The 26514-nt window shown below is 72.3% G+C and carries 25 protein-coding genes; 12 read left to right on the top strand and 13 right to left on the bottom strand.

Annotated elements, in window-relative coordinates:
- Positions 1-84: 84 nt before the first annotated feature.
- Both ASG96_RS01415 and ASG96_RS01410 read left to right on the top strand, forming a co-directional pair.
- On the top strand, positions 85-1494 hold the full coding sequence (locus ASG96_RS01415) for an MDR family MFS transporter (RefSeq protein ID WP_369813559.1): 1410 nt from the start codon (positions 85-87) through the stop codon (positions 1492-1494).
- 223 nt (positions 1495-1717) lie between these two features.
- Positions 1718-2206 (top strand): pyridoxamine 5'-phosphate oxidase family protein, encoded by a 489-nt coding sequence (locus tag ASG96_RS01410; protein ID WP_057586148.1) that lies wholly within the window; start codon positions 1718-1720, stop codon positions 2204-2206.
- An 83-nt stretch (positions 2207-2289) separates the two neighbouring features.
- Here ASG96_RS01410 and ASG96_RS01405 read toward each other — a convergent pair whose 3' ends face one another.
- Together ASG96_RS01405 and ASG96_RS01400 are read right to left on the bottom strand one after the other, a co-directional pair.
- Positions 2290-3324, bottom strand: a complete 1035-nt coding sequence (locus ASG96_RS01405) for a DNA topoisomerase IB (RefSeq protein WP_056761510.1) — start codon at positions 3322-3324, stop codon at positions 2290-2292.
- 75 nt (positions 3325-3399) lie between these two features.
- Entirely contained in the window at positions 3400-3612 is a 213-nt protein-coding gene (locus ASG96_RS01400; protein WP_157610590.1) for a hypothetical protein, read from the bottom strand.
- 220 nt (positions 3613-3832) lie between these two features.
- Between ASG96_RS01400 and ASG96_RS01395 the strand changes: the two genes are divergently transcribed.
- Positions 3833-5164: an NAD(P)/FAD-dependent oxidoreductase gene (locus ASG96_RS01395; protein ID WP_157610589.1), complete on the top strand. Its 1332-nt coding sequence runs from the start codon at positions 3833-3835 to the stop codon at positions 5162-5164.
- 24 nt (positions 5165-5188) lie between these two features.
- Here ASG96_RS01395 and ASG96_RS01390 read toward each other — a convergent pair whose 3' ends face one another.
- The 5 genes from ASG96_RS01390 to recR form a co-directional block, all read right to left on the bottom strand.
- Entirely contained in the window at positions 5189-5635 is a 447-nt protein-coding gene (locus ASG96_RS01390; protein ID WP_200962634.1) for a hypothetical protein, read from the bottom strand.
- A 98-nt stretch (positions 5636-5733) separates the two neighbouring features.
- The gene (locus ASG96_RS01385) at positions 5734-6969 is read right to left on the bottom strand and encodes a DUF6544 family protein (RefSeq protein ID WP_057586146.1); all 1236 of its coding nucleotides are present in this window, start codon (positions 6967-6969) and stop codon (positions 5734-5736) included.
- A gap of 98 nt (positions 6970-7067) precedes the next feature.
- Positions 7068-8339, bottom strand: coding sequence for an aspartate kinase (locus tag ASG96_RS01380; RefSeq protein WP_057586144.1), 1272 nt, complete (start codon positions 8337-8339; stop codon positions 7068-7070).
- A 139-nt stretch (positions 8340-8478) separates the two neighbouring features.
- Positions 8479-9048: a DUF5063 domain-containing protein gene (locus ASG96_RS01375; RefSeq protein WP_056761494.1), complete on the bottom strand. Its 570-nt coding sequence runs from the start codon at positions 9046-9048 to the stop codon at positions 8479-8481.
- 192 nt (positions 9049-9240) lie between these two features.
- Complete coding sequence (gene recR, locus ASG96_RS01370) at positions 9241-9840, bottom strand: recombination mediator RecR (protein ID WP_057586142.1); 600 nt, start codon at positions 9838-9840, stop codon at positions 9241-9243.
- A gap of 138 nt (positions 9841-9978) precedes the next feature.
- Between recR and ASG96_RS01365 the strand changes: the two genes are divergently transcribed.
- Entirely contained in the window at positions 9979-11172 is a 1194-nt protein-coding gene (locus tag ASG96_RS01365; protein WP_057586139.1) for an aminotransferase class I/II-fold pyridoxal phosphate-dependent enzyme, read from the top strand.
- A gap of 57 nt (positions 11173-11229) precedes the next feature.
- Here the strand turns inward: ASG96_RS01365 and ASG96_RS01360 are convergent, their stop codons facing one another.
- The 4 genes from ASG96_RS01360 to ASG96_RS01345 all read right to left on the bottom strand — a co-directional run bounded on the left by ASG96_RS01360 (position 11230) and on the right by ASG96_RS01345 (position 15345).
- Positions 11230-12339 carry a HoxN/HupN/NixA family nickel/cobalt transporter gene (locus ASG96_RS01360; protein ID WP_235506875.1) on the bottom strand — a complete coding sequence of 370 codons (1110 nt, stop codon included), beginning with the start codon at positions 12337-12339 and terminating at the stop codon, positions 11230-11232.
- A 45-nt stretch (positions 12340-12384) separates the two neighbouring features.
- Positions 12385-13059, bottom strand: coding sequence for a 1-acyl-sn-glycerol-3-phosphate acyltransferase (locus ASG96_RS01355; RefSeq protein WP_056761487.1), 675 nt, complete (start codon positions 13057-13059; stop codon positions 12385-12387).
- Positions 13060-13161: 102 nt separating this feature from the next.
- Positions 13162-13920: a class I SAM-dependent methyltransferase gene (locus ASG96_RS01350; protein ID WP_056761485.1), complete on the bottom strand. Its 759-nt coding sequence runs from the start codon at positions 13918-13920 to the stop codon at positions 13162-13164.
- Between the two features lie 78 nt (positions 13921-13998).
- Entirely contained in the window at positions 13999-15345 is a 1347-nt protein-coding gene (locus tag ASG96_RS01345) for a hypothetical protein (RefSeq protein WP_057586137.1), read from the bottom strand.
- Positions 15346-15418: 73 nt separating this feature from the next.
- Here ASG96_RS01345 and ASG96_RS01340 point away from each other — a divergent pair, with 73 nt between their 5' ends.
- Positions 15419-16303: a LysR family transcriptional regulator gene (locus ASG96_RS01340; protein ID WP_082588971.1), complete on the top strand. Its 885-nt coding sequence runs from the start codon at positions 15419-15421 to the stop codon at positions 16301-16303.
- 105 nt (positions 16304-16408) lie between these two features.
- Here the strand turns inward: ASG96_RS01340 and ASG96_RS01335 are convergent, their stop codons facing one another.
- Positions 16409-19081, bottom strand: a complete 2673-nt coding sequence (locus ASG96_RS01335) for a DNA polymerase III subunit gamma and tau (protein WP_056761477.1) — start codon at positions 19079-19081, stop codon at positions 16409-16411.
- Between the two features lie 201 nt (positions 19082-19282).
- Between ASG96_RS01335 and egtB the strand changes: the two genes are divergently transcribed.
- Together egtB and egtD are read left to right on the top strand one after the other, a co-directional pair.
- The gene (gene egtB, locus ASG96_RS01330) at positions 19283-20572 is read left to right on the top strand and encodes an ergothioneine biosynthesis protein EgtB (protein ID WP_057586135.1); all 1290 of its coding nucleotides are present in this window, start codon (positions 19283-19285) and stop codon (positions 20570-20572) included.
- Complete coding sequence (gene egtD, locus ASG96_RS01325; protein ID WP_057586133.1) at positions 20569-21549, top strand: L-histidine N(alpha)-methyltransferase; 981 nt, start codon at positions 20569-20571, stop codon at positions 21547-21549. The genes egtB and egtD overlap by 4 nt, the downstream gene beginning before the upstream one ends.
- Before the next feature lie 30 nt (positions 21550-21579).
- Here the strand turns inward: egtD and ASG96_RS01320 are convergent, their stop codons facing one another.
- Positions 21580-22209 carry a TetR/AcrR family transcriptional regulator gene (locus ASG96_RS01320; RefSeq protein WP_057586131.1) on the bottom strand — a complete coding sequence of 210 codons (630 nt, stop codon included), beginning with the start codon at positions 22207-22209 and terminating at the stop codon, positions 21580-21582.
- A gap of 89 nt (positions 22210-22298) precedes the next feature.
- On the opposite strand from ASG96_RS01320, the gene ASG96_RS01315 reads away from it, so the two are divergent.
- The 5 genes from ASG96_RS01315 (at position 22299) to ASG96_RS01295 (ending at position 26469) form a co-directional block, all read left to right on the top strand.
- Positions 22299-22736 (top strand): SgcJ/EcaC family oxidoreductase, encoded by a 438-nt coding sequence (locus tag ASG96_RS01315; RefSeq protein ID WP_057586127.1) that lies wholly within the window; start codon positions 22299-22301, stop codon positions 22734-22736.
- A complete protein-coding gene (locus ASG96_RS01310; protein WP_057586125.1) occupies positions 22733-23470 on the top strand; it encodes a hypothetical protein in 738 nt (245 codons plus the stop codon). The genes ASG96_RS01315 and ASG96_RS01310 overlap by 4 nt, the downstream gene beginning before the upstream one ends.
- A gap of 172 nt (positions 23471-23642) precedes the next feature.
- Positions 23643-24104, top strand: coding sequence for a DUF3817 domain-containing protein (locus ASG96_RS01305; RefSeq protein WP_057586123.1), 462 nt, complete (start codon positions 23643-23645; stop codon positions 24102-24104).
- Between the two features lie 126 nt (positions 24105-24230).
- Positions 24231-24887 carry an ABC transporter ATP-binding protein gene (locus ASG96_RS01300; RefSeq protein WP_020145753.1) on the top strand — a complete coding sequence of 219 codons (657 nt, stop codon included), beginning with the start codon at positions 24231-24233 and terminating at the stop codon, positions 24885-24887.
- A gap of 13 nt (positions 24888-24900) precedes the next feature.
- Positions 24901-26469 (top strand): hypothetical protein, encoded by a 1569-nt coding sequence (locus ASG96_RS01295; protein ID WP_056761457.1) that lies wholly within the window; start codon positions 24901-24903, stop codon positions 26467-26469.
- Positions 26470-26514: the final 45 nt, after the last annotated feature.

Raw genomic sequence — 26514 nt, 5'->3', positions numbered from 1 at the left:
CGCCCCAACACCAGCAGGAGGATCGTGTCGACCTCGTCCACCCTGGGATTCCGCTCCGAACGCGGGCCGATCCTCATCGCGCTCATGCTGTCGACGTCGCTCATCGCGCTCGACTCGACCATCCTGGCCACGGCGGTCCCATCGATCGTCGAGGACCTCGGCGGGCTGACGCAGTTCCCGTGGCTCTTCTCCGTCTACCTTCTCGCGCAGGCGGTCTCGGTGCCGGTCTACGCGAAGGTCGCCGACACGGTGGGCCGCAAGCCCGTCATCCTCTTCGGCATCGGCCTGTTCCTCGTCGGCAGCATCCTGTGCGGGTTCGCTTGGGACATGGGATCGCTCATCATCATGCGGGCGCTGCAGGGGCTCGGCGCGGGCGCGGTCCTGCCCATGACGACGACCATCGCCGCCGACATCTACACCGTGGCCGAGCGCGCCAAGACCCAGGGCTACATCGCGAGCGTCTGGGCCGTCTCGTCGGTCGTCGGGCCGACCCTCGGTGGCGTCTTCTCCCAGTTCGCCTCGTGGCGCTGGATCTTCTTCGTCAACATCCCCTTCTGCCTGCTGGCGGCGGGGATGCTGTGGCGCCACTACGACGAGTCCGTCGAGCGCCGCCGCCACCGCATCGACTACGCCGGTGCCGGCGTCCTCACCGTCGCGCTGACGCTGCTCATCCTCGCCGTCCTCGAAGGGGGACAGGCCTGGGGGTGGAGCTCGTGGCAGAGCGTCGGCTCCTTCGTCGTCGGTGGCGTGCTCCTCGTCGTCTTCGGGCTCATCGAGCGCCGTGCGCCGGAGCCGGTGCTGCCGCTCGAGGTGCTGACCCGCCGCCTCATCGTCGCGACGTGCCTCATCGGCATCGGGGTCGGTGCCGTCCTCGTCGGCCTCACGTCCTACGTGCCGACCTTCCTCGAGCGCTCGACGGGGGCCACCCCCATCGTCGCCGGCCTCGCGGTCGCCGCCCTCACCATCGGCTGGCCCATCTCGGCATCGCAGTCGGGCCGGCTCTACATGCGCATCGGCTTCCGCCCGACCGCGCTCATCGGCCTCGTCGTCGCGACCCTCGGCGCCCTGGCCCTGTGGCTCACGTCGTCCACCCCGAACGTCTGGGCCACGGCGGCATCGTGCCTCGTCGTCGGCCTGGGACTCGGGCTCGTGGCCACCCCGACCCTCATCGCGGCACAGGCCTCGGTGCCGTGGAACGAGCGGGCCGTCGTGACGGGCACCAACATGTTCATGCGCTCGGTCGGCAGCGCCGTCGGCGTCGCGATCTTCGGCGCCATCGCCAACGCCGTCATCGCGGCCGAGGGCGGCGCCGCGTCGAGCGAGGCCGTGCAGGCCGGCTCGACGGCCGTCTTCCTCGCCGTTCTCGTCGCCGCCGTCGCCACCATCGCGGCCGGGCTGCTCATGCCGCACACGCGGGCCGAGGACGTCGCCCACGGTGGCCCGGCCGCGGCCGACGATGCCGACGTCACCGAGGCCGAGCCTTCCACCGCCTGAGCCGCTCCTCGTCAGCCGACCCCACTCGAGCGAGCGCTCGGTCCCACGCACGTGAGCAACCTAGCCGCGGCGGGGTGATCCCGCGCGGCGGGATGATCCCGCGCGGTGGGACGTCCCGGCCGTCGCCGCCTCGTCGCAACCCTCGACAGCGGCGACCGACTCCACGGAGCAGCGGGTACGTCGCGGGAGACAGCGACACGACCCCGACGACGAGGAGAACTCCATGAGCGAACACGACGACGGCACCACGAAGGTCGCCGACCTGATCAAGGACATCCGGATCGCGATGCTGACGCACGCGGACTCGAACGGGGTGCTCGTGAGCCACCCGATGGCGACGCAGGAGGTCGAGTTCGACGGTGACGTGCTCTTCGTCGCCGAGCGCGACAGCCACAAGGCCCGCGACATCGCGACCCAGTCGCCCGCCCGGGTCAACGTCGCCTACAGCTCGAAGAGCTCATGGGTGTCGTTGTCCGGGACGGCGACCATCGTCGACGACAACGCCAAGCTGGCCGAGCTGTGGGACACCTTCACCGGTGCCTGGCTCGAGGGCGGCCCGGAGAACCCGAACAACATCATCATCAAGGTGAGCGCCGACTCGGCCGAGTACTGGGACTCCCCCGGGGCCAAGGTCACGCAGATCGCGAACTTCGTCAAGGCGAAGGTCACCGGCGAGCGCCTCGAGGGCGACAACGAGGTCGTCGACCTCTGACCGCCTGAAGACTGCACGTATGCCGTTGGGTTCCCTTCTGCGCGAAGGGAACCCAACGGCATACCTGCGTCTGTGACGCTCCTTCAGGCGGCACCCTTGACGAGCCGCATCACGGCTCGCTCCAGCGCGTCACGGTCACGGACCCGCACGAGCTCGCCGAGCTCGAGACGGGTGCGGTCGGCCTTGGTCAGGCGCGAGAGGCTGCGCGCGATGGTGCGACCGACGGCGTACTCGTCGAGGACCCGCGGGTCGACGTACGAGCCGCGGGCGACGGCAGGCGTGTTGCCGAGGTGCTCGGAGACGACCTTCATCGCGTCCTTCTCGGCGCGCTTGAGCTCGCGCTCGGAGTCGACCGGTCCGGTCCGGGCGAGTGCGACGGCCGCCGTCACGGTGGCCGCCCACGTGCGGAGGTCCTTGACGGTGTACTCCTCGCCGACGAGCTCCTTGAAGGCGACGTTGAGGTCGCTCGAGCGCAGCTCGTGCCAGCCATCCGTGTCGCGGTAGGCGAGCAGCCGCTCCCCGGGATAGCCACTTCGCTTGAGGGACAGCACGACCCGCGCCAACAGCTGGTCGGTCATGACGGCCTCGCGGGTCACCCCCGACTTCGCCGGGAACTCGAAGGTGACGTCCTCGCCACTGACGGTGACGTGCGAGCGCAGCAGCGTCGCGACACCGTGAGAGCCGTGCTCGGCCTCGTACTCCTCACCGCCACTGCGGAAGAGCCCGGCGTCGAGCATCCGCAGGCCGGCGGCCGTGACGCGCTTCTTCGTCAGGCCGTTGGTGCGCAGGTCGGCCGCGATCTGCTTGCGCGACGCGGGGAGCTTGCGAGCGAGCACGAGCACGCGGTCGTGCTTCTCGCGGCCACGAGCCTCGTGCCAGGCCTCGTGGTAGAGGTACTGGCGCCGGCCCGCGTCGTCGGTGCCGACGGCCTGGATGTGGCCGTTGGGGTGCGGGCTGATCCACACGTCCTGCCAGGCCGGCGGGATGACGAGCGCGGTGACCCGCTCGCGGGTCTCGGCGTCGACGGCCTTCCCGTCGGCATCGACGTAGCTGAAGCCCTTGCCACGTCGCACGCGACGGATCCCGGGCTTGTCGATCGTGCTCTGGCGAAGTCTCACACCGAGGAGATACCCGCACCGGGTCGCGGGCCAACCGCACCGCGCCGCAACGCGATGCGGTGAGCCGAGGGTGGCTCAGTCAGCGGGATCGGGCCGGACGCCCGCGACCTCTGACGTCGCGTCGGTGGTCTCGCGCGTCGACACCTCGGTGTCGGGACCGTCCGGAGAGGCGACCGGGACCATGTCGGGCACCTTGATCTCCGCCTGACCGGGCGGCAGAGGAGGATCGGGCGTGACGGGCGGGAAGACCGACCCGTCGCTCTGCAGGTGTGATTCGTGAGGGGTCACGTTGCTCATTACCTATCCGCCCCGAGTAGGTGGTCGTGTTGTGTCTGGCCCATACCCATGCTCCTCCGGAAGGAACCGACTGTCTCCCCTTCCTCCGCCCCGGAGGAGGCCGCCGTGGACATATGCCGCAGACCGTCGCGGGAGCCGCCCGGCGTCGTCAAACCGCTTGACGTCGGCTCACCCCGCTCCCACTGTGGAGAGGGCGGAAGGGGTGGTGGTCGTGAGAGTCGCGGTCATCGGCGGTGGCCCCACGGGCCTCGTCACGGGGATGGGTCTCGCGCGCCGTGGCCACGCGGTCGTCGCGGTCGACCGGGACCCCGGCCCGCCGGACGACGGCAGCCCCTGGGCCCGGCGCGGGGTCATGCAGTTCCACCACGCGCACGCCTTCCGGCCACAGGTCGGGGCGGTGCTCCGCGCGGAGGCCCCCGCGGCGTGGGACGCCTGGATGGCCCAGGGCGCCGAACCGGTTGAGATGCCGCTCGGCGACGGCCGCACGGTGCCGGGCGGCGTCCGCTCGCGCCGGGAGACCTTCGAGCGGGCCGTCCGCGCCGCGGCACTGGAGCAGCCGGGCCTCGAGGTGCGCCTCGGGCACGTCGACGGGGTCACGACGAGGGCGGGCCGTGCCCAGGGCGTACGCGTCGACGGCTCGGACCTCGAGGCCGACCTCGTGATCGACGCCTCCGGCCGTTCCGGCAGGGTCAACCGGCACCTGCGCGCCCCGGGGATCGGTGGCGAGTGCGGCATCGCCTACGTCGACCGCGTCTACCGCCTGCGGCCCGGCGTCGACACACCGCCGATGACGAATGCCATTGCCTGGCAAGGCAACTACGTCGGCTACCTCGTCATCGTCTTCCTCCACGAGAGGGGCATCTTCTCCGCACTCATCATCCGGTCGACCGGCGACCGTGAGCTCGTGGCCCTGCGCCACACCCGGGCCTTCGAGGCTGCGGCCGCCGCCATCCCCGGCCTGCGGGCCTGGACCGACCCCGACGTCTCGGCAGCCGTCACCGACGTGCTGCCGGGTGGTCCGCTGCTCAACGTCTACCGCGGGCAGCGCGGGCCGTCAGGGGCGCTGGCCCTGCCCGGCCTCGTCTTCGTCGGCGACTCGGTGTGCACGACGACACCGAACTTCGGCCGTGGCCTCACCACGTCGCTGACGCAGGTCAGCGAGCTGCTGCGCCTCGTTGACGTGCACGGCAGCGACGTCGAGGCCATCGGAGGGGAGCTCGACACGTGGGACGAGGCCGGCATGCGCCCGTGGGTCGAGGACCACATCACGATGGACCACGCGCTCGCGCGACGCTGGGCCGGCGACGACATCGACCTGTCGGCCCGGCTGCCGTCCGACGTCATCATGATGGCCGCGGCGCAGGACCCGTCGATCGGTGCGGCCGTCGGGCCCTACCTCTCGATGCAGGCGCTCCCGTCGTCGCTCGGCGCCGTCGAGGACCGGGCCCGGGCCGTCTACCGCACGGGCTGGCGCCCGCAACCCGACCCCGGACCGACCCGCGACGCGCTCGCCGACGTCGTGGCCGCCGCCGTCCCCGCCTGACCCGCGGGTCGGTCAGCAGGTCGGTCAGCGGGTGAGGACCGCGACGCGTCCCTGATCGCCGGACGCCCAGCAGGCGCCGTCGTGCGTGCACTCGACCGAGTCGAAGCTGCCGGTGTCGAACGTCGACCACGTGCGGCCGCCGTCGGTCGAGACGTCGGAGCCCGACGGACCCACCGCCAGCACCGTGCGGGCCGTGCGCGGGACCCACGCCGAGCCGGACCGGTAGCCGGACGGGTTGCTCGTCGACGTCGTCCAGGTGCGCCCGCCGTCGGCCGTCCACGCCGCGTTGTCGACCGCGCCGGTCGGTGCCGCGAAGTCGCCGCCGACGACGACGCCGCGCCGGGCGTCCCGGAAGCTCACCGAGAAGATGCCGGCCGACCCACCACCCGCGACCGGGCTGTCGGCGACGGTCCACGTGCGCCCGTGGTCGGTCGGGCTGAAGACACGGGCCGGGTCGACGCCGCCGCTCACGAGGTAGGTGCGGCCGCCGACCCCCGCCGACAGGCACGTGCCAGGGCCACGGCCGTGGCAGCCACGAGGACCGTGCGGGTGGGTGTCTTCATGCCTCCTCAACCTAGAGCGGACGACCCCAGCCCGCGCGTCGAAGGCGAAGCGACCGCCGACGCCCACGCCACACCCTCGATGGGCGACCACTCGTCGACGACGAACTCGAGGTACGTGAAGGTGCCCTCGGGGTCGGGCGCGTGCCAGCGCGCCTCGCCCACACCGCATACGCGCCTGCCGTCCCACTCCCGCTCGGAGCGTACGGGGGTCGACCAGCGTTGCTGCGTGAAGGTCCGGCCGTCCGGGGAGGACCGCAGGCGGTCGTCGGAGACGAAGTCGACGAGCCGGCCGTCCTCGGCGAAGCCGAGGTCCGCCGCGACGGTCTGCTGGCCCAGGGTGAAGGACGCCGTCGCCACCTCGTCGCTGCGCGACTCCCAGCTGATCGGGGCACCGACGAGAGCCGCCGGCACGAGCAGGCAGAGGTCGTTGAGGACGGTGACCGTCTCGGCGCGGTCCATCTCGGGTCCGGCACCTTTGACGATCGGCGCAACGGACGCGAGACGCACGCGCATCGTGGCTGTTCCACAGTCGAAGACGTGCAGGACGTCGACGGGCAGGCCCATCATCGTCGCGTCCATGAAGAACAGGCGGCAGGGATCGGTGCCGTAGACGTTGACCTGCTCACCGGCGAACGGCATCCACGGCTTGCCCGGGCCGCCCCGGATCCGGCCGCGGATGGAGGCGCGGAAGCCGACGACAGCGGGATGGCCGACGACTCCGGAGCGACGGAGGTATCGGGCCACCGGCCCGGGGAGATCCGCGAGATCGCCCTCGGTGACGACCTGCTGGGCGCGGGCTGGCGAGAGTGCCGCCTCCACGTGACGGGCATAGTCGGCACGGAGGCTGCGCCGCCCGGTGCGCGCCCATGCATGAACGGCGACCGCGAGCAGGAGGACGTTGACGGCGGTGCCGGCCGCAGCGTCCTGCCAGGCCGAGACGATGAGCGCCTGAGACAGGATCGCGGCGAGGAGCGGGGGCCACCACGGGCAGGTGCCCCGAGCGAGGCGGACTGCCACCGCGAGCACGAGCAGCGCAACCGTGAGCCACGCCAGGGCCGCCCAGGGCCCGATGTCCGCGGTCAGCGCGGGCACGTCCGCCCATCCGAAACCTTTGACCGCCCCCAGCAGGTGGAGCAGCCCGTGCACGGCGATGACGACGATCACCATCCAGCGGATGACACGCCTCAGGAGCATGGCGGTCACCTCCTCCCACACCAGTCTCTCGCCCGACGAGGTGGTCACCGCGGCATCGTCATGAAGGTCACGCGACCGGTGGCTCACACGACGAAGGGGTCACGCCCGGACGGATGTGACCTCTCGACGGGAGCGGTGGCTGGGCCTCAGCGGCCGGTGCCGCCGTAGACGATGGCGTCCTCGGTCGAGTCGAGGCCGAAGGCTGTATGCACGGCGCGGACGGCCTCGTCGAGGTCTTCGGCGCGGGTCACCGCCGAGACGCGGATCTCGGAGGTCGAGATCATCTCGATGTTGATGCCGGCCTCGGCGAGCGCGCCGAAGAACTTCGCCGAGACGCCGGGGTGGCTCTTCATGCCGGCGCCGACGAGGGCGATCTTGCCGACGCCGTCGTCGAAGCGCAGGTCGCCGTACTCGACCTCGTGCTTGATCGCCTGGAGCACCGACATCGCCTTGGGGCCGTCGGCCTTGGGCAGCGTGAAGGAGATGTCGGTCTTGGCCGTCTCGGCGGCCGACACGTTCTGCACGATCATGTCGATGTTGAGGCCGGCCTCGGCGATGGCGCCGAAGATCTTGGCCGCGATGCCGACCCGGTCGGGCACCCCGACGATCGTGATCTTGGCCTCGCTGCGGTCGTGGGCGATGCCGGCGATGATCGGTGCCTCCACGGCGCCTTCTCCTTCGTAGGGGTTGTCCTTGATCCACGTGCCGGGCTTCCGCGACCACGACGAGCGGACGTGGATCGGGATGCCGTAGCGGCGGGCGTACTCGACGCAGCGCAGGTGCAGGATCTTGCTGCCGTTGGCGGCGAGGTCGAGCATCTCCTCCATCGAGAGCACGTCGAGCTTGCGGGCGTTGGGCAGCACGCGCGGATCGGCCGTGAAGACGCCGTCGACGTCGGTGTAGATCTCGCACACCTCGGCCCCGAGGGCCGCGGCGAGCGCCACGGCCGTCGTGTCGGAGCCGCCGCGACCGAGGGTCGTGATGTCCTTCGTCGTCTGGCTGACGCCCTGGAAGCCGGCGACGATCGCGATGTGACCGGCGTCGAGCGCGCTCTGGATGCGGCCGGGCGTCACGTCGATGATGCGGGCTGCGCCGTGGGCGTCGTCGGTGATGACGCCGGCTTGGCTGCCGGTGAACGAGCGGGCCTCGGCGCCGAGATGCGCGATCGCCATGGCCACGAGGGCCATCGAGATGCGCTCGCCCGACGTGAGCAGCATGTCGAGCTCACGGGCCGGAGGGGCCGGCGTGACCTGCTCGGCGAGGTCCATCAGCTCGTCCGTCGTGTCGCCCATCGCGGAGACGACGACGCACACGGAGTGACCGGCCCGCTGCGTCTCGACGATGCGCCGGGCCACGCGCTTGATGGCGTCGGCGTCGGACACGGACGAACCGCCGTACTTCTGGACGACGATGCTCACACTGGCTCCGGATCTTCTCGGGGTCTCGGCAGGTCTGCGGTGTGACCGAGTCTAGGCTCGCGCGCGCGGCGTCCACCGGGACGTCGCGATGGTGAGACGTGCGCCGATCGGGCCCCGTCGCCGCACGTTCTTGCGCGGACTACGGGTGCAGCGCGTCGAACTCCGCCTCGCCCACGGCCTCCTCGTCGGCGTCGAGCCGCAGGTGAGACAGGATCGACTGGAGCGCGCGCAGGGCCGTCATGGCGCGGTCGCCCCACTCGGACAGGTAGCTGAACTGCCACCACCACAGCGCCTCGAGCTTGCGTCCGGCCGCGTAGTGCTTGAGGCCGTGGCTCAGGGCGACCGCCACGTCGACGAGGTCGTTGGTGATCGAGCCGTCGGCACGCTCCGACGAGGTGATCGGGTCGAGGACGTAGACGTAGTCGTCGATGCCGGCGAAGACGTTGGCCAGGCCCGTGCGCAGCGGGTCGGCGTCGTCGTCGGTCGCGTCCGGCTCGAAGCGCTCCTCGGGCACGACGTCCTGGATCGCACCGAGCCGCGCGCCCGCGACGAGCACCTGCGAGAGCGCGAGGGTCAGCAGCGGCAGCGCCGTGTCGGGCGAGCTGCCCGAGGCGACCTCCGTGACCGAGGTGAGGAAGGCGCTCGCCTCCGCGGCCGTGAGGTCGGCGAGCCCGCCGAGGTCGTCGACGTCGTGCGCTTCGGTGGACATCACGGGTCTCCCTGGTCGGGTCGTTCGGGCCCCGAGGACGTATGCCGTGGGGCTGGCTGGCGCGGTGCCGCCCAGTCTGCCGGGTGCACGCCCGACCCGTCGACCCAGGCCCCTCCCCAAATCCCCCTCGAGTGAGCGAGGGGCGGGACGGCATACGTCGTCGGTGGGCGTGAGCCAACCGACCCGAGGGGGTCAGGCGTCGACGCGGCGGCGGCCCTCGAAGGCGCGCCCGAGGGTCACCTCGTCGGCGTACTCGAGGTCGCCTCCGACGGGCAGGCCCGACGCGAGGCGCGTCACGATGAGGCCGACGTCGCGCAGCAGCCGGCTGAGGTAGGTCGCGGTCGCCTCACCCTCGAGGTTGGGGTCGGTCGCGATGATGACCTCCTGCACCTCGCCGGAGGCGAGGCGCGTCATCAGCTCACGCACGCGCAGGTCGTCGGGGCCGATGCCGTCGATGGGGCTGATCGCGCCGCCGAGCACGTGGTAGGTGCCGCGGAACTCGCGCGTGCGCTCGATGGCGACGACGTCCTTGGGCTCCTCGACGACGCAGATGGCCGTGTGGTCGCGCCTCGGGTCAGCACAGATGCGGCACTTCTCGGCCTCGGCGACGTTGCCGCACTCCTCGCAGAAGCGGACGCGCGCCTTGACCTCGGTGAGGGCCGTGACGAGCCGGGTCACGTCGTCGGAGTCGGCCTGCAGGAGGTGGAAGGCGATGCGCTGGGCGCTCTTGGGGCCGATCCCGGGGAGTCGTCCGAGCTCGTCGATCAGGTCCTGCACTGCGCCTTCGTACACACCGCAACACTAAGCCCCCGCAATCGCCGGCTGCGGACCGCCGCACCGGTCTAGCGTGACGAAGGACGTCAGGGTCCGACGCGGCGAGTGGGGTGCCGGAGTGGGTGACCGGAGTGGGTGACTGGAGTGGGTGACGGGATGCACGGCCGGACCGTGTCCCGGCGGAGCGAACGGATCCAGGGTGCGGCGCCCTTCCGGATGATGTTCGGATTCCGGATGCACTCGGGCTACGCCGAGCGCCGTCTCGAACCGGGTGTCATCGACTTCACGTTCGGCGACCCGCACGAGCTGCAGATGCCGACCTACGTCGACGCACTGCGCGAGGCGGCGTTGCCCCGGGACGAGCTGTGGTTCGCCTACAAGCAGAGCGAGGTCGCCGCGCAGGCAGCGGCAGCCGCCTCTCTCGATCGGGTCGTCCCGCTCGGCTGGGGTGCCGACGACGTCCGTATGACGACGGGTGGCTTCGGCGCGATCACGGTGGCGATGAAGGTGCTCGCCGATCCCGGCGAGGAGGTCGTCTACACGCTGCCGCCGTGGTTCCTCTACGAGCCGCTCGCCCTCGAGGCCGGGCTCGTGCCGGTCAAGGTCCCGGCCCTCCAGCCGAGCTTCGACCTGGACGTCGACGCGATCGCCGCAGCCATCACGCCGCGCACCCGCATCGTCGTCGTCAACACCCCGAACAACCCGTCGGGACGCATCTACCCACCCGACCTGCTGCGTCGCCTCGCCGACGTCCTCGACGAGGCGTCGGCCCGTCACGGTCGACGCATCTGGATCGTGTCGGACGAGCCCTACAACCGGATCGTGTTCTCCCGCAGCGAGTTCCACAGCCCGGCCGAGTTCTACCCGCACACGCTGGTCTGCTACTCCTACGGCAAGACGCTGCTCGCTCCCGGCCAACGGCTCGGCTACATCGCCGTGCCACCGGCGGTCGCGGACCGTGCGGCGTTGCTCGAGGCCATCGAGATGATGCAGATCGCGGCCGGGTGGCTCTTCCCGAACGCCGTCATGCAGCACGCGACACCCCGGCTCGAGGAGCTCTCGCTCGACGTCGCGCGGCTCGAGGCGAAACGCGACCGGCTCGTCGGCGCCCTGGGCGAGATCGGCTACGAGACGACTCCGCCGGACGGCACCTTCTACCTCTGGCCGCGCTCGCCGATCCCCGACGACGAGGCCTTCGTCGAGGACCTCTCGAGGCGGGGGGTGCTCGTCATGCCCGGCACCCTGTTCGAGACGCCGGGCTGGTTCCGGATCTGCCTCACGGCGACGGCCGAGTCGATCGAGGCGGCGATCCCGCACTTCCGGGACGCGTTCGAGGCCGCCCGCCGCTGAGTCCTGCCCGCCCGCACCGGGCTGCGCGGTGGTGCCTGCCCTGCCGGCTGCCCTCGCTCAGTCGACGATCGCCGCCGACCACCGCTCCTCGATGCGCCCGAAGCGCCACACGGCGAAAGCCACCGCCCAGGTCACGACGAAGAGCCCGACGACCCAGAAGCCGACGTTGCCGAGGTCGATGCCGCCGACCCACGCGAGGGGCCCGCTCGTGACCCCGAGGCGGTCGGTGAGCACCGAGACGAGCTCGACGCCGCCGATCCCCAGCGCGACCGCGACCGACAGGGCCGTGACCGTGGCGTTGTAGTAGATCTTGCGCACCGGCCGCTGGAACGCCCAGCCGTACGCGATGTTCATGAACGCACCGTCCGCCGTGTCGAGCAGCGACATGCCCGCGGCGAACAGCACGGGAAGGGTGAGCACGGCATACCAGGGCAGGTCGGCGGCGGCGGCGCCACCGGCGACGACGAGCAGGCCCACCTCGGTCACGGTGTCGAAGCCGAAGCCGAAGAGGACCCCGACGGGATACATGTGCCACGGCTTCGTGACGGTGCGGGTCACGCGGCTCAGGATGCGCGTGAGGAAGCCCCGCTTGTCGAGCTGGCGCTCCAGCTCGGCCTCGTCGAGGTGGCCGGCGCGCATGCGGCGGGCGACGCGGAGGATGCCCACGAGCGCAGCGAGGTTGAGCAGGCCGATGAGCACGAGGAAGACGCCCGAGACGGACGTGCCCCACAGGCTCGTGACGTGCTGCAGCGTCGAGTCGCCGTCCTCGAGCGCGCCGGCGAGGGCGCGGATCCCGAGGGCGAGCAGCATGACCATGGCGAAGACGACCGACGAGTGCCCGAGGCTGAACCAGAAGCCGACGCTGAGCGGCCGCTGCCCCTCGCCCATGAGCTTGCGGGTCGTGTTGTCGATGGCGGCGATGTGGTCGGCGTCGAACGCGTGGCGCATCCCGAGCGTGTAGGCCGTGACGCCCAGTCCCACGCCGAACAGCTGGCCAGCGACGCGGTACTCCTGGGGCGCGACGACGCCGACGAGCAGGCCCCAGCCGACGACGTGGAGGAGCAGGACGAAGGCACCCATGCCGGCGAGGCTGCGACGGTCGTCCCGTGAGAGCCGCCGGAGCGCCGAGCGCGGGGCCGAGGGCGGCCGTGGGGACGTCAGGGTCACGACCCCACGCTAGATGCGACTGGGTCGCATCTGCAACGAAACGCGTCAGACGGTGGCCTCGCCGCTCGGGACCTCGTTGTAGGTCTCGACCCGCTCCTGGCCGCTCAGCGCGGCGATCGCCTCCATCACGCGGTCGGTCAGCTGCCGCCGCGCCTTGCCCGCCGGCACCCCGGCATACTCCTCGACGCCGATCGGCTCGCCGAAGCGCACCGTCACCTTCGCGAGCCTCGGGAAGCGCGCCCCGACCGGCTGGATGTCCTCGGTGCCGATGAGGCCGACGGGCACGACGGGCACCTGGGCGGTCAGCGCGAGCCACGCCACGCCCGTACGCCCGCGGTAGAGCCGACCGTCCCGGGAACGCGTGCCCTCCGGGTAGATGCCGAACGCGTCGCCCGCCTTGAGCACCTCGAGCGCGGCGTCGAGGCTCTCCTGCGCGGCCGTCGGCGAGGACCGGTTGACGGGCACCATCCCGACGGCGGTGAAGAAGCCCTTGCGCACGAAGCCGCCGACCCCCGTGCCCGTCCAGTACTCCTCCTTGGCCAGGAAGCGCACCTGCCGCGGCGAGGCGAGCGGGATCGCGAAGGAGTCGATGAACGACAGGTGGTTGCTCGCGACGACCACGCCACCCTCACGCGGGATGTTCTCCTTGCCCTCGATCGTGGGCCGGTACAGCGCATGGGACAGCGGGTACAGGAGGTTGCGCCCGAGGCTGTAGTACATGGGCCACAGCCTAGGGCCGACGATGCTGCGTCCGGGCCGGGGCGTGCGTCGCCCCCAACTGGTGTTCACCCCTTGGTATGCCGGGTGCTGGGTTCGGGCGTGTCAGGCGCGGGCGCGCACGGCCCAGGCGGTGGCCATGATGTAGAACGGCGGCTCGGGCAGGAGCTCGCGGCAGTGGTCGCGCAGGCGGATGCGGCCGACCTCGTCGAGGCTCTGGACGTGCGCGCCGGCCGGGCCGACGCCGAGCGTGTACGGGTCCCACCAGTCCTCGAAGCTCGGGTGGCGCACCGTGACCGTGAGGGCGGTGTCCTCGATCTGGTTGAGACCGGCCTGGTCGCAGAGGCTGGCGAGCTCGCCCTCGCGGACCCCGCTCATCCCGGACTCGTCGTCGACGTCCGGGTCGAGGTCCCGAGCTGCCTGCCAGAAGGCGGTCAACGGGGCCCCACCGCCGGCGAGGTCCCACACGCACGCCGAGACCGTCCCACCCGGGCGGGTCACACGGGCCATCTCGTGGAGGCCGAGCACCGGGTCGGCCATGAAGCTGACGACGAGCTGGGCGAGCGTGTGGTCGAAGAGGTCGTCGGGATAAGGCAGCCGCTCGGCCGTCCCCGTCTGCACGTCGAGGGTCGGGAACGACTGGCGCAGCGCCGCGAGCAGCTGTTGCGACGGGTCCACCGCCGACACGCCGTCGACGCCGAGCCGGTCGATGATGACGCGGGTCAGGGCCCCGGTCCCGCAGCCCACGTCGAGCGCCCGACCCGGCCCGGCCACACCGGACCAGTCGGCGAATCGCGTAGCGAGCGGCCCCGAGTAACGCCCCATGAAGCGGTTGTAGGCGTCCGCCGCAACCTCGAAGGTCACGTCCCGACGCTACTCCCGGACGCGGGCACCCCACGCCTGAATGGCGATTGTCCCAGCGACGCGATCGGGATGGCCTCCTCACGCCCGGTCGAGGCCACGGGCGACGGACGTCGACGGGGCGGACGTCGCCGTCACGCCTCGCACCGTCAGGCCGGCGAGGAGCGCGACGGCTGCCGTGACGAGGCCGGTGACGGCGAGTGTCGGACGCGGTCCGACGTGGTCGATCACGAGGCCCCCGACGAGCATCCCCACCGAGACCGTGACGTCGACGAGGATCGACTGGCCCGCGAGCGCCGCGCGCCGGGCGGGGCCGTGGGTCCGGGCCAGCAGCACCTGCATCATGGCGCGGATGCCGACGACGGTCACCGCGCCGGCCGCGGCCGCGCACACCGCGACGGACACCGGCGTGGTCCAGACGGCCATCGCCGCGAAGGCGAGGCCCTGTCCGACCCAGGCGACCGTCGCGAGACGGAGCGGGCGCGCCGACGGCGGCTGCCGCGCGACGGCGACCGTCACGACGAGCGATCCGAGGCCGTATGCCGTCAGGGCCGTCGCGTAGAGGGCGCCGGCGCGCCCGGTCCGCTCCCCCTCGACGGCGAGCCCGAGGGCGAAGGCGAACCACAGCAGGCAGCTCGTCCCGCGCATGACCCAGCCGCGCAGGACGTCGGGGTGGTCCCGGACCGAGGCCAGGATGCCTGGGGCGGGAGCCGAAGTGCCCGCGACCACGGGAGCCGACGCCCGGACCACCGGCGATGCCGCGACAGAGGCGACCGAACCGGTGGCGGCCGGCACGACGACGCGGCGCACGAGCAGGGCCGAGACGGTGAGGGCGAGCCCCTCGACCCAGAGCAGGGCGTCGGTCCGGCCCAGCTGCACACCGAGCCCGGCGAGCGCCGGCCCGACGACCATCGCGCCGCGGCGCAGGGCGTCGTCCCACGTGATGACGCGGATGGCGGCGCCGGCGCCCAGCCGGTCGCCGAGGTCGCCGAGCAGCGCCGTGCGGCCCGGCGAGGCAAGGGCGTCCGAGACGCCCACCGCGAGCCCGGCCAGAGCAAGCATCACGGGATGCAGCGCCCCGAGGGCCAGCGCGACCGGGACGACGAGCACGGCACCGGCCTGCCAGAGGGACACGAGCGCGAGTCCGCGGCCGTCGCCGAGGCGCTGACGCAGGTGGCGGGCCCACCACGGGGACGTCACGACCGGCAGGCCGGCGAGGCCTCCCAAGAGACCCGCCATCGCCGCGGAGTCGAACTCGCGCAGCACGACGAGGGGCAGGGCGATCTGGGTGAAGCGGTAGGCGAGGTGCTCGATGGCGTTGGACAGCAAGAGGACTCGCACGTGGTGGATCGCCGTCGTCCCGGGATCGTCGGTCTGGTCGGGGTTCTCGGGGTTCTCGGGATTCTCGGTCGTCACTGTCGCGGTCACGCCATCCAGCCTCGACGGGGACTTGCACCTGCGGTAGGGAGCAGGACCTGTGTGGCGGTCATAAGGTGGACTTATGAACACATTGGTGCAGGTGCCCGATGTCGAGGACCTCAGCCTCGTGCTGACGCTGCACCGGACCCAGTCGCTCGGGGCGGCGGCGCGGGAGCTTCTCGTCAGCCAGCCGGCCGCCTCACAGCGCTTGTCACGACTCGAGCGACGCTGTGGCACAGTGCTCTTCGCTCGCAGCCCGCTCGGGACGACCGCCACACCAGCGGGCGCGGAGATGGTCCGACAGGCCGAGCACATCCTCGGACACCTCCACGGGGTCTTCGCGGCGGTCCGGTCGTCCGCATCAGCCCGCACCCTGCGAGTCGGCACGTTCGCCGGCATCTCCGGCTACGCGTTCCCGGCGCTCGACGAGCTGGTCGGCGACGCCGTGCGGCTGTCGACGGTGGTCCACCACGGCAACGAGATGATCGACCTCGTCGCCGAGGGGTCGATGGACGCGGCCCTCATCGGGATCGCCGAGCAGGTGCAGCTGCCGCCCCATGTCGTCGCCCACCGGCTCGGCACCGACGAGCTCGTCGCCTTCGTCGCGTCGGGGGTGCAGCCGCCGCGCCGGGGCAGCCTCCCCTTCCTCGATCGGGTCGTGACGTACGCGCCCTACGACAACTCGGGTCCGCTCATCGCCGAACGCATCGCGGCGCTGGGCGGCACCCCGCGCCACGCGGCGACCGCCCCCGTGGCCCTGGAGATCTCGCGCCGACGCGACGGCATCGCGATCGTCCCGTCCAGCGCTGCCCGGATGTCCGGGAGGCCCGGCGACCGGGTCATGGCCTCGCGGGTCGACCTCCCGGTGCGCCTGTCGGTGATCGCGAGGGGTGAGCTCGACCCGGTGCTGGCCGCCGCCCTGCCCGCCCTGGCCAAGGCCCTCGGCCTCCGCCGCCGCACCACCTGACCCCCCCACCCACTCGAGCGAGCACCCCACCCCACTCGAGTGGTCTGGTGGGTATGCCGTCGGGCCCGCCCCGCCGGGACCGGACCCGCGCCAGCGCGGGCTACGTCAGCTCTCGAGCTCCTGGACGACGCGACCGCCGAGCACCTTCTCGATGACGGCGCGACCGACGTCGCCGGACTGCTCGATGTCCTCGTCGTCGGCACTCACGGCCGAGTCGTCGGTGACCGGCTGTCGCGGCTGGTCGTCGTCGGTGGGACGGGAGCCACCGGCCCGGGACCGGGCCTGGGCGAAGGACTGCCGCACGGCGCTCGCACCGCGCACGGCGGAGTGCGTAGGCACGTCTCCCCCGGCCGGCGCACTTGCCACTGCAGACGTGGGTGCCGCAGCAGCCGCCGTGCCCGACGGACCCGAGGCCGTCGACTCCCCGGCAGGACCCGTGGCCCAGTCGGGAGCAGGCCCGGTTGCCGAGCCCCATCCGGCGTTGTCCTCGAGAGAACGACCGGACACCGGGCTCAGCCCGGCGTCGGCGAGAGCCGACGCGCCCCGTGACCCGGAGGTCGACGGGCCGGCCGCGCCCCCGGACTGCGACGACCCGCTGAAGCCGCCGGCCCCGCTCGAGCCGCTGTCTCGGGGGCCGGCGGACTCATGACCCGCGCCGGCATCACCCCAGGACTGGCGGGCGGCTCCGCCGTCACCCTGCGGGCTTCCGGGCTGTCCGGTGGGCTGCCCGCCGTCCGGGCCGCCAGGAGCACCCTTGCTCGGCGGGTCGGGGAGCCCGGGCGGAACCACGCCCGGCGGAGGTGCGACAGGAGCCTGCTGGGAGACCGCGTCGACGTGGATGCCGTCGACGATGGCGTCGACACCGAGCTCGTCGATGAGGGCCTGGCGGACGATGTCGGCGTGGTTGCCTGCGCGGAAGGTCTGGGTGAGACCCGCCGTCGCGATGCCCAGGGTCAGCTTCTTGCCGTCGAAGGCCGTGACCTGGGCGTTCTGCGACACGAACGTCCACGTGATGCGCCGCATCGTGAAGATGCGTCCGAGCACGTTGGGCCACGCCCGGCGGATGGCATCGGTGTCCATGCCGCCGGCCGCACCACCTGCCGCACCGGCGCCGTGGTCGTCGGCACCTGAAGGTGCTCCCCCGGCCGGCCCGGCCCCCGGTGTCGGGGAGGACGAGTCAGGCGCGGACCGGGCCTCGTCGGAGACGCCCGCGAGGTGCTGGCCACCCCCGTGCGACTGGACGGCCGACGGGCCGCCGACCGACTCGTCCGGTGTCATGACCGGCGGCGCGCCGACCTCGGCGCGGGCGGCGTCGACACGTCCCGGGTCACCCGGGCCCGACGGCGAACCGGTGGACCCGTGCGCCCCTGCGCCTGCGGTCTCGATGCCGGCGCTGCGACCGCCTCCGCCCATGCCGCCCGCCGAGTGCGATGCAGCCGACCCACCGCCGCTGGACGGCGGCGTGTAGTCGGAGACGGTGCGCGCCGGAGCCGACACCGCAGCACCAGCGGCCCCGCTCGGCGGCGAGGAGGGCTGCGAGGCCGGCGGCGCGCTGTGCGGCGCGCTGTGCGGCGCGGCCGTGGGCGGACCGTCGGCGCGGGCGGCGGTGGGGACCCCGCCGACGTCGAGGCGGCGTTCGAGGCGGTCGAGGCGGGCGGCATACCCCTGCTCGCCGGAGGCGGCGGGCAGGAGGATCCGAGCACAGATGAGCTCGAGCTGCAGGCGAGGCGCGGTGGCGCCGGTCATCTCGGTCAGGCCGGTGTTGACGATGTCGGCCGCGCGCGACAGCGCCCCCGGCCCGAACGCCGCCTGCTGGACCCGCATGCGCTCGAGCTGGTCCTCGGGGACGCCGCGCAGCACCTGCGAGACGCCCTCGGGGATGGCGGCGACGATGATGAGGTCGCGCAGCCGCTCGAGGAGGTCCTCGACGAAGCGCCGCGGGTCGTGGCCCGACTCGATGACCCGGTCGATCTGTCGGAAGGTGGCGGCGCCGTCACCGGCGGCCATCGCGTCGACGGTGCTGTCGAGCAGCTCGCCGTCGGTGAAGCCGAGGAGGGACACGGCCCCGTCGTAGGTGAGCCCCTCGGGACCCGAGCCGGCGATGAGCTGGTCGAGCACCGACAGCGAGTCACGCACCGAGCCGCCACCCGCGCGCGTCACGAAGCTGAGCACGCCCGGCTGGACCGCCACGTGCTCGGACTCGAGCAAGCGCTCCATGTAGGCCGAGAGCTTGGCCGGCGGGACGAGGCGGAACGGGTAGTGGTGCGTGCGGGAGCGGATCGTGCCGATGACCTTCTCGGGCTCGGTCGTCGCGAAGACGAACTTCACGTGCTCCGGCGGCTCCTCGACGATCTTGAGCAGCGCGTTGAAGCCCTGCGGCGTCACCATGTGCGCCTCGTCGATGATGTAGATCTTGAAGCGACTCTGGGCCGGGCCGTAGCTGGCCCGCTCGCGCAGGTCGCGGGCGTCGTCGACGCCACCGTGGCTCGCGGCGTCGATCTCGATGACGTCGACGGAGCCCGAGCCGCCGCGTGCGAGCGCCACGCACGAGTCACACGTGCCGCACGGGATCGGCGTCGGGCCCTGCTCGCAGTTGAGGCAGCGCGCGAGGATGCGCGCGCTCGTCGTCTTGCCGCAGCCGCGGGGGCCGCTGAAGAGGTAGGCGTGGTTGACGCGGCCCGTGCGCAGCGCCTGCATGAGCGGCTCCGTCACGTGCTCCTGGCCGATGACGTCGGCGAAGCTCTCGGGCCGGTAGCGGCGGTACAGGGCGGTGGCCATGTCCGAAACCCTAACCGCCACGACCGACGCCGGGAACGCCGACCGAGCTGCCACCGACGGCGGGAGCCGATCGGGGTCGAAAGGGTGAACAGCTCCTTACGGACGGCCGCTCCGACGGGCGGCTGTCACCGGGTGTGCCTAGGGTCGTTGCACCGGTCAGCGGCGCACGGGGCGCCAGCGGCCGGACGGAGGAGGTCACCCATGCCCGACCCGATCTGGGACGCCGACGCGCTCGTCGCCCGGTATGACGAGGTGCGAGCCCACACCGAGACGCTCGCCGGGCCGCTGTCCCCCGAGGACCAGACCGTCCAGTCCATGCCGGACGTGTCACCGACGAAGTGGCACCGCGCGCACGTCACGTGGTTCTTCGAGACGTTCGTGCTCGCCGACCACGAGCCGTCGTTCAAGCCCTACCAGGACCAGTACTGGTTCCTCTTCAACAGCTACTACGAGGGCGTCGGGCCCCGCTACGCCCGCGCCGAGCGTGGCTTCATCACCCGCCCGGGCGCCCACGACGTCGGGCTCTACCGCGCCGATGTCGACGCGCGCATGCGTGAGCTCGTCACGACCCTCGACGGCGGCTCGCTCGAGAAGCTCACGTCCACCATCGAGCTCGGGTTCCACCACGAGCAGCAGCACCAGGAGCTGCTCCTCATGGACATCAAGCACGTGCTCTCGGTCAACCCGCTCCAGCCGACGTATGCCGGCGGCCCCCTCGCGCCGTCCGCTCCCGACCCGTTGGGCTGGGTCGACGTCGAGGGCGGCCTCGTCGAGGTGGGTCACCGCGGCGGCGGGTTCAGCTTCGACAACGAGCTGCCGCTCCACCAGCAGTGGCTCGAGCCCTACCGGCTCGCCGACCGCCTCGTCACCAACGGCGAGTGGCTCGAGTTCATGGCCGACCGCGGCTACGAGCGGCACGAGCTGTGGCTCTCCGACGGCTGGGGGAAGGTGCGCGCCGAGGGCTGGCGCGCACCGTTCTACTGGACCGAGGTCGACGGCGCCTGGTTCGAGCACACGCTGAGCGGCACACGGCCCGTCGACCCCGGACTGCCGGTGAGCCACGTCAGCCACTACGAGGCCGATGCCTATGCCGCGTGGGCGGGCAGACGGCTGCCCACCGAGGTCGAGTGGGAGCACGCCGTCGTCGCCGACGGCCAGGCCGACGCGTCCGCCGCGGGTGGCAACCTCGCCGACACCGAGACCTTCCACCCGCGCGCCGCGGGCCCGACCACCGGTCATCTGCGCCAGGTCTACGGCGACTGCTGGGAGTGGACGAGCTCGGCCTACCTCGCCTACCCCGGCTACCACGCACCGGCCGGAGCCATCGGCGAGTACAACGGCAAGTTCATGTCGGGCCAGATGGTCCTGCGTGGCGGCTGCGCCCTCACCCCGCCCGGCCACGCCCGCGCGACCTACCGCAACTTCTTCCCACCGGGGTCGCGCTGGGCGCTGTCCGGCGTCCGCCTCGCCGAAGGGGGCGAGCGCCGATGAGCGCGCGCGAGCCGGTCGTCACCGTCGCGCTCGACCCCGACTGGGCCTCGGGCGCGCTCGTCGACGACGTACGCCGTGGGCTCGGCTCGCAGCCGCGCACCCTGCCACCGAAGTGGCTCTACGACGACGTCGGCTCCGACCTCTTCGACGAGATCACGAGGCTGCCCGAGTACTACCCCACCGAGCGGGAGCGGGCCATCCTGCGCGACCACGCCGTCGACATCGTGGCCGCCTGCGACGCCACCACGGTCGTCGAGCTCGGCAGCGGCACGAGCGACAAGACCCGCACCCTGCTCGACGCGTTCTCCGAGGTCGGGAGCCTCGAGCGCTTCGTCCCGGTCGACGTGTCCGAGCAGACCCTCCGCGACGCAGCGGTGATGCTCTCGGAGCGCTACCCGTCGCTGCGCGTCGAGGCGCTCGTCGGCGACTTCACGCTGCACCTCGGACACCTGCCGCGCGGCGGGCGACGCCTCGTCGCCTTCCTCGGCGGCACCATCGGCAACTTCTACGTCGAGGAGCGCGCCGCCTTCCTCGGGGCCCTGCACGACAGCCTCGACCCGGGCGACTGGTTCCTGCTCGGCACCGACCTCGTCAAGAGCACCGACCGGCTGATCTCCGCCTACGACGACAGCCGGGGCGTCACCGCTCGCTTCGTCACGAACTGCCTCCGGGTGCTCAACCGAGAGCTCGGCGCCGACTTCGACATCGACGCCTTCTCCTACGTGCCCTTCTGGGACCCGCGCCAGGAGCGGATGGACCTACGGCTGCGCGCCGACATGCCGCAGCGGGTCACCATCCCCGGCGCCGACCTGACGTTCGACCTCGCCCACGGCGAGGAGATCCGCGTCGAGATCTCGACGAAGTTCCGCCGTGAGAGCCTGCGCGACGAGCTGGGCGCGGCCGGCTTCACGGTCGAGCGCACCTGGACCGACGCCGACGGTGACTTCGCCCTGACCCTCGCCCGCCGCGACGACTGACCGGGGCGGGCGCGCCAGCAGGCGCGCAGGTCAGCCGAGGAGGAGCTCGGTGAGGGTCTCGACCCACCACTGCTCGACCTGGTCGACGGACCAGCCACGCTCACGCGTCGCGATGTCGAACGCCTGGATCGAGCACACCACCGCGTAGACGTCGAGCGCTCGGTCCAGCGTGACGCCGTCACGCAGCACGTCGCCCGGCCAGGCCGCGAACACCCTGCGTCGGCTCGCGTCGCCGCGTGCCCGCCCTTGCTCGTATGCCATCGCGAGAGCCGGCTCGTTGCGCCCGCCCTCGACCGTGAGGCGCAGGCCATCCCCGCCGCGCTCGAAGAGCCGCCGGTCGAACCGGATGAACGCAGCGAGCTGTGCTGCCGGGTCACCCTGCGCCGCCTCGATCTCGCGGGCGACCTGCTCGACCCCGGCATCCATCTCGCCGCTCTCGACGAGGGAGGTCGCGAGCCCCGCCTTGGTGCCGTAGACCGCATAGACCGTGGCCTCGGAGACGCCGGCATCCGCCGCGACCGAGCGCACACTCGTGCCCGCCCAGCCCGACTCGATGAAGCGCCGTCGCGCAGCACGGGCGATGCGCTGCTTCGTCTGCTCGGCCTGCTCCTCACGCAGGGCGGAGCGGTAGGCACGGGGGGCGGGCTCGGAACTCTTCACGGAAACCACTGTACAGGTCGGTTGAGTGGTTCTATATTAACTGAGTATTGCTCAATCAATCATGAGCAACTCACTCAAAGGAGAGCACCATGAGCACGACCCAGCCGGACCCGTCCGCCACCGAAGTCACGCAGCACACCGCGGCCACCGGGACCGCCGCCGCGATCCTCAACCGCCTCGAGTCGGCATGGAACGCCGGCGACGGAAAGGCCTTCGCGGCGCCCTACACCTCGGACGCGACCTTCGTGACCATCCGCGGGGAGCACCACCGAGGCCGCGACGCCGTCGGCAGCGGACACGCGGCGATCCTCGCGAGGATCTACGCCGGCAGCACGAACCGGATGGAGCTCGTCGACGCGCGCCACGTCGCCGACGACGTCATCGTCGCGACGTCCCGCAACACCCTCGACGCCCCGAGCGGTCCGCTTGCCGGCATCCACGCCGCCACGTCGACCTCGGTCCTCGTCCGCGTCGGCGACACCTGGCAGGTCGCCGTCACCCACAACACCCTCGAGGCAACGCGATGAGCGCCCTCGTGGGCGGGACGGTCGGCGAGGCACTCGCGGGCCGCACATCCGGCACAATCGCCCCCGCGTCAGATCGCGCGTCGGATCGCGTGTCGGCCCGACACGACGCCGTGCGACGCGCGGCCGCTGTCTTCGGCATCGGTGGGGCACTCCTCGCCATCGGCGGGACGATGCACCCGCACGAGACGTCGGGGTCGATGCACCAGAGTCTCCTCGCCCTCATCGGGTCCCCGGCCTGGCTGCCCGCCCATGCCGTACTCCTCGCCGGCATGCTGACGGCGGTGGTCGGCCTGGTCCTGCTCCGGCGACACGACGCCTTTCCTGCCCCGGTCCGGCCGTGGCTCACCGGGACGATCATCGCGTGGACGGTCGCGACGCCCGAGTTCGTGCCGCACCTGCTCGCGGGCGCCGAGCACGACGCGCTGGAGGTCGGCGGCGCGACCCCGATGGTCGACACACACCTGGCCCTCTCGACGTTCACGACCCCACTCGTCGGCCTGTCGGTGGCCCTTCTCGCCGTCGCGGTCGCTCGGGCCGCAGCGACACGACCCGCGCGACTCCTCGCCGTCGCCGGTGTCGTCGGAGGTATCGCTTTCGCGGTCGCCGCTCCACTGCTGGCGGTCACGGGCAACCCGCAGGTGTCGAACCTCTTCGCGGCGCAGACCCTCATCGACGTGTGGATCATCGGCACGAGCGTCCGCGTCGCCCTCCCCGAGAAGGTGGCCCGCCGCTGAGCCCACGGACGAGCCGACACGGGTATGCCGTCGCACCGGGGCCGCGACGGCACACCCCTGTCCGGCACCCCTGTCCGGCACGGCCGTGAGGGGCGCCGGGGTGCTCGTGGGTGCCTGCCGGGCATTTGGCACACTGACCACTCGAGTACGACACGACGTAGGAGATCTCCGCATGACCCCTCGCACCCTCTACCGCCGGATCGCCCTCGCGGAGGTGGTCACCTGGGCGCTGCTCCTGCTCGGCATGGTCCTCAAGTACGTCACGCACACGACCGAGCTCGGAGTCCGGGTCTTCGGACTCGTGCACGGCGTCGTCTTCATCGCGTTCTGCCTCGTCACCGTCCTGCTCTGGGTCAACCAGCGCTGGACGGTCCGTGAGGGCCTGCTCGGCCTGCTCAGCGCGGTCCCGCCGTTCCTCACCGTGTGGTGGGAGCGGCGCCTCGAGCGTCGCGGCCGACTCGACGGTGGCTGGCGCCTCGGCCGCGACGGCGAGGCCCCGACCACCCCGGCCAAGCGCGTCGTCGCCGCCCTGCTCGCCCGTCCGATGGTCGCCGTCGGCGTCGGCGTCGTCGCGGTGCTCACCCTGACCGGTGTCGCGCTGCTCGTGGGCCCGCCCGTGGGCGCGCAGGGCTGACCCCCGCTCCGACCTCGCCGCCCCCTCACCTCGATGGGGCACCTTCTCCCGGTCAGGGCATTCTGAGCCGGGCGGCATACGGTGGCTTCCGACAGATCGACAGGGTCGACGAAGGGATGGATGCAGATGGGTGCGGTCGCAGTGCTGACCGGTGAGGTCCGTGCGGAGGGCGTCGGCAAGACGATCGACGAGACGACCCTGCTGCTGCCGACCGACGTCAGCGCCGACCCCGGCGAGTGCATCGTGCTCCGGGGTCCCAACGGCTCCGGCAAGACGACCCTGCTCCGGATCATCGGCGGGCTGCTCGTGCCCAGCACCGGCACCGCGACCATCGGCGGCCGCGAGGCCGACGAGCGCGACCGGACGGTCCGCGCCGCCGTCGCGGCCCTGCTCGGCGCCCCGACGACCTACCGCGACCTCACCCTCGTCGACCACCTGGTCCTCATCGACTCGACGTGGGGTGGTGACCCGGCCACGTCCGACGACCGCAGCCTCGCCCTGCTCGACCGCCTCGGCATCGCCCACCTCGACGACCGTTTCCCGCACGAGCTGTCGTCGGGGCAGGAGCAGCTCTTCCGGCTCGCGCTGACGTTCTCGCGGCCCGCCAGCGTCGTGCTCCTCGACGAGCCCGAGCAGCGGCTCGACACCGGCAAGCGCCAGGTGGTCGCCGAGCTGATCCGCGAGCGCACCGAGTCCGGCGGCACCGTGGTCATGGCCTGCCACGACCCCGAGCTGACGGCCACCCTCGCGACCCGCGTCGTCGACATCGTCCCGGCACGCTGACCGTGGACCCGCGATGAGCAAGCGCAAGCAACCGGCCCGCGCCAAGCCCGCGCCCGAGCCGACGACAGCCCAGCCGAGGACACCCCAGCCGATGCCGGCGGAACCGGCGCCGGCGGAACGGCCGCAGTCCACGGCACCCGACCGGACGGCATACGACCCGACGACGCCCGACCCGACGACGCCCGACCCGATGACGGACGAGCCGACGACTCCGGCGGAGGTCGACTACGACGACCACGACCTGCTCGGCCAGGCCGACTGGGTCATCGGCGGTGAGGCGGCCCGCAAGGCGCGGCAGCAGGGGTTGTATGCCGGCTACGTCCTCTTCCTCGGTGCGCTCGTCTACGGCCTGCCGATCGTCCAGGCCGTGTTCCGCACGTCCGATGCCTCCTCGCTCGGTGACCAGCTCAGCTCGCCCGAGGCGATCGCGCTGCTCGTCGCGTCCGTCGCGGCGCTCCTCGGAGCGGTGGTCTTCGCCGGCCGCTTCCGGGGCCCGGTCGTGCCGCCCATGCCCTGGATCGACCTCGTGCTACCCGTGCCGCTCGACCGCGCCCTGGCCCTGCGTCGGTGGTGGCGCTACGCCGCCGTCGGGGGTCTGTTCATCGGGGCGCTCAGCGGGCTGACCATCGGCGCCGGCCTGGCCTTCGCGCACCTGGCCGGCCCGGTGACGATCATCGTGACCACGGCCGTCGGCACCGCTCTCGGTGTCCTCGCCACGCGCCTCTGGCTCTGGTCGCAGGTGCGCTCCTGGCCCGGGCCCGACCGCGGCCTCAGCCTGCTCTGGCGCGTGCCGGACGCGCTGCGCGAGCTGCACGCGGAGTCCCTGCGCGCGCACTCGGCCAACACCTCGACGATGGCCGGCTCGGCCCTGACCGGCAACCTCCGCACGGCGCGCCTGGCCCTGACCCGGCCGATCCGTCACGGCCGCTCGGCCCGCCTGCGACCCGGCCGCCCGTTCGGCGTGCTGGTGCGCCGCGACGTCCTCGGCCTGCGGCGTACGCCGGGCGCGTTCCTCTCGGGCCTGGGGCTCACCGCCCTCGGCGGTGCCATCGTCACGTGGGCGTTCACGCAGCCGGCGGCACCCAGCATCGCGGCGACGATCGGCCTGCTGCCGCTCTACCTCGGGTTCGGGGCCTGGGCGGAGGGTCTGCGCCTGCAGGCCGACAACGTCGGCACCCCGTCGCTGCTCGGCACCAGCGAGCTGACCGAGGCAGGGGCCCACGTGACGGTGCCGACGGCCCTGACGGTCCTCGTCCTCGGCGGCTGGGTGGGCGTCGCGGCGGCGATCGGCTCGCTGCCGGCCAGCGCGCCGCTGTCGCTGTGGCTGGTCCTCGTGCTCGTCGTCGCGGGCAACGTGCTCGCGGCGTTCCGCGGCTCGCCCACGTTCATGCTGCGGCCCCAGATGGTGATCGCCTGGTATGCCGTCCCGGCCTTCACCGTCGTCCTGCTCGGCTCGCTCGTGGCGGTGCTGACCAAGGCCGGCAGCTACACGTGGCTCTCCGTCGTGAGCTGGCTCGTCTACGCCGTGCTCGCGTGGGCGGTCTCGAAGGTCCGCCGGCTCACCTACCTGCACCGGGCCTGAGGGACAACCCGCTCGCCGTCGCGGGCGGCGACTCGTTAGGTTCGG

This window comes from Terrabacter sp. Soil810, assembly GCF_001429645.1.
GTDB lineage: Bacteria > Actinomycetota > Actinomycetes > Actinomycetales > Dermatophilaceae > Terrabacter.
The sequence above is the reverse complement of the archived record's forward strand: the minus strand, read 5'-3'. Positions and strand labels throughout refer to the sequence as shown.

Bases quoted from the DNA above. Each gene is read 5' to 3' on its own strand.
- ASG96_RS01415 (WP_369813559.1), top strand. From the start codon at position 85: ATGCTGTCGACGTCGCTCATCGCGCTCGACTCGACCATCCTGGCCACG.
- ASG96_RS01410 (WP_057586148.1), top strand. From the start codon at position 1,718: ATGAGCGAACACGACGACGGCACCACGAAGGTCGCCGACCTGATCAAG.
- ASG96_RS01375 (WP_056761494.1), bottom strand. From the start codon at position 9,048: ATGTCCACCGAAGCGCACGACGTCGACGACCTCGGCGGGCTCGCCGAC.
- ASG96_RS01365 (WP_057586139.1), top strand. From the start codon at position 9,979: ATGCACGGCCGGACCGTGTCCCGGCGGAGCGAACGGATCCAGGGTGCG.
- ASG96_RS01355 (WP_056761487.1), bottom strand. From the start codon at position 13,059: ATGTACTACAGCCTCGGGCGCAACCTCCTGTACCCGCTGTCCCATGCG.
- ASG96_RS01340 (WP_082588971.1), top strand. From the start codon at position 15,419: ATGAACACATTGGTGCAGGTGCCCGATGTCGAGGACCTCAGCCTCGTG.
- ASG96_RS01335 (WP_056761477.1), bottom strand. From the start codon at position 19,081: ATGGCCACCGCCCTGTACCGCCGCTACCGGCCCGAGAGCTTCGCCGAC.
- egtB (WP_057586135.1), top strand. From the start codon at position 19,283: ATGCCCGACCCGATCTGGGACGCCGACGCGCTCGTCGCCCGGTATGAC.
- egtD (WP_057586133.1), top strand. From the start codon at position 20,569: ATGAGCGCGCGCGAGCCGGTCGTCACCGTCGCGCTCGACCCCGACTGG.
- ASG96_RS01315 (WP_057586127.1), top strand. From the start codon at position 22,299: ATGAGCACGACCCAGCCGGACCCGTCCGCCACCGAAGTCACGCAGCAC.
- ASG96_RS01310 (WP_057586125.1), top strand. From the start codon at position 22,733: ATGAGCGCCCTCGTGGGCGGGACGGTCGGCGAGGCACTCGCGGGCCGC.
- ASG96_RS01305 (WP_057586123.1), top strand. From the start codon at position 23,643: ATGACCCCTCGCACCCTCTACCGCCGGATCGCCCTCGCGGAGGTGGTC.
- ASG96_RS01300 (WP_020145753.1), top strand. From the start codon at position 24,231: ATGGGTGCGGTCGCAGTGCTGACCGGTGAGGTCCGTGCGGAGGGCGTC.
- ASG96_RS01295 (WP_056761457.1), top strand. From the start codon at position 24,901: ATGAGCAAGCGCAAGCAACCGGCCCGCGCCAAGCCCGCGCCCGAGCCG.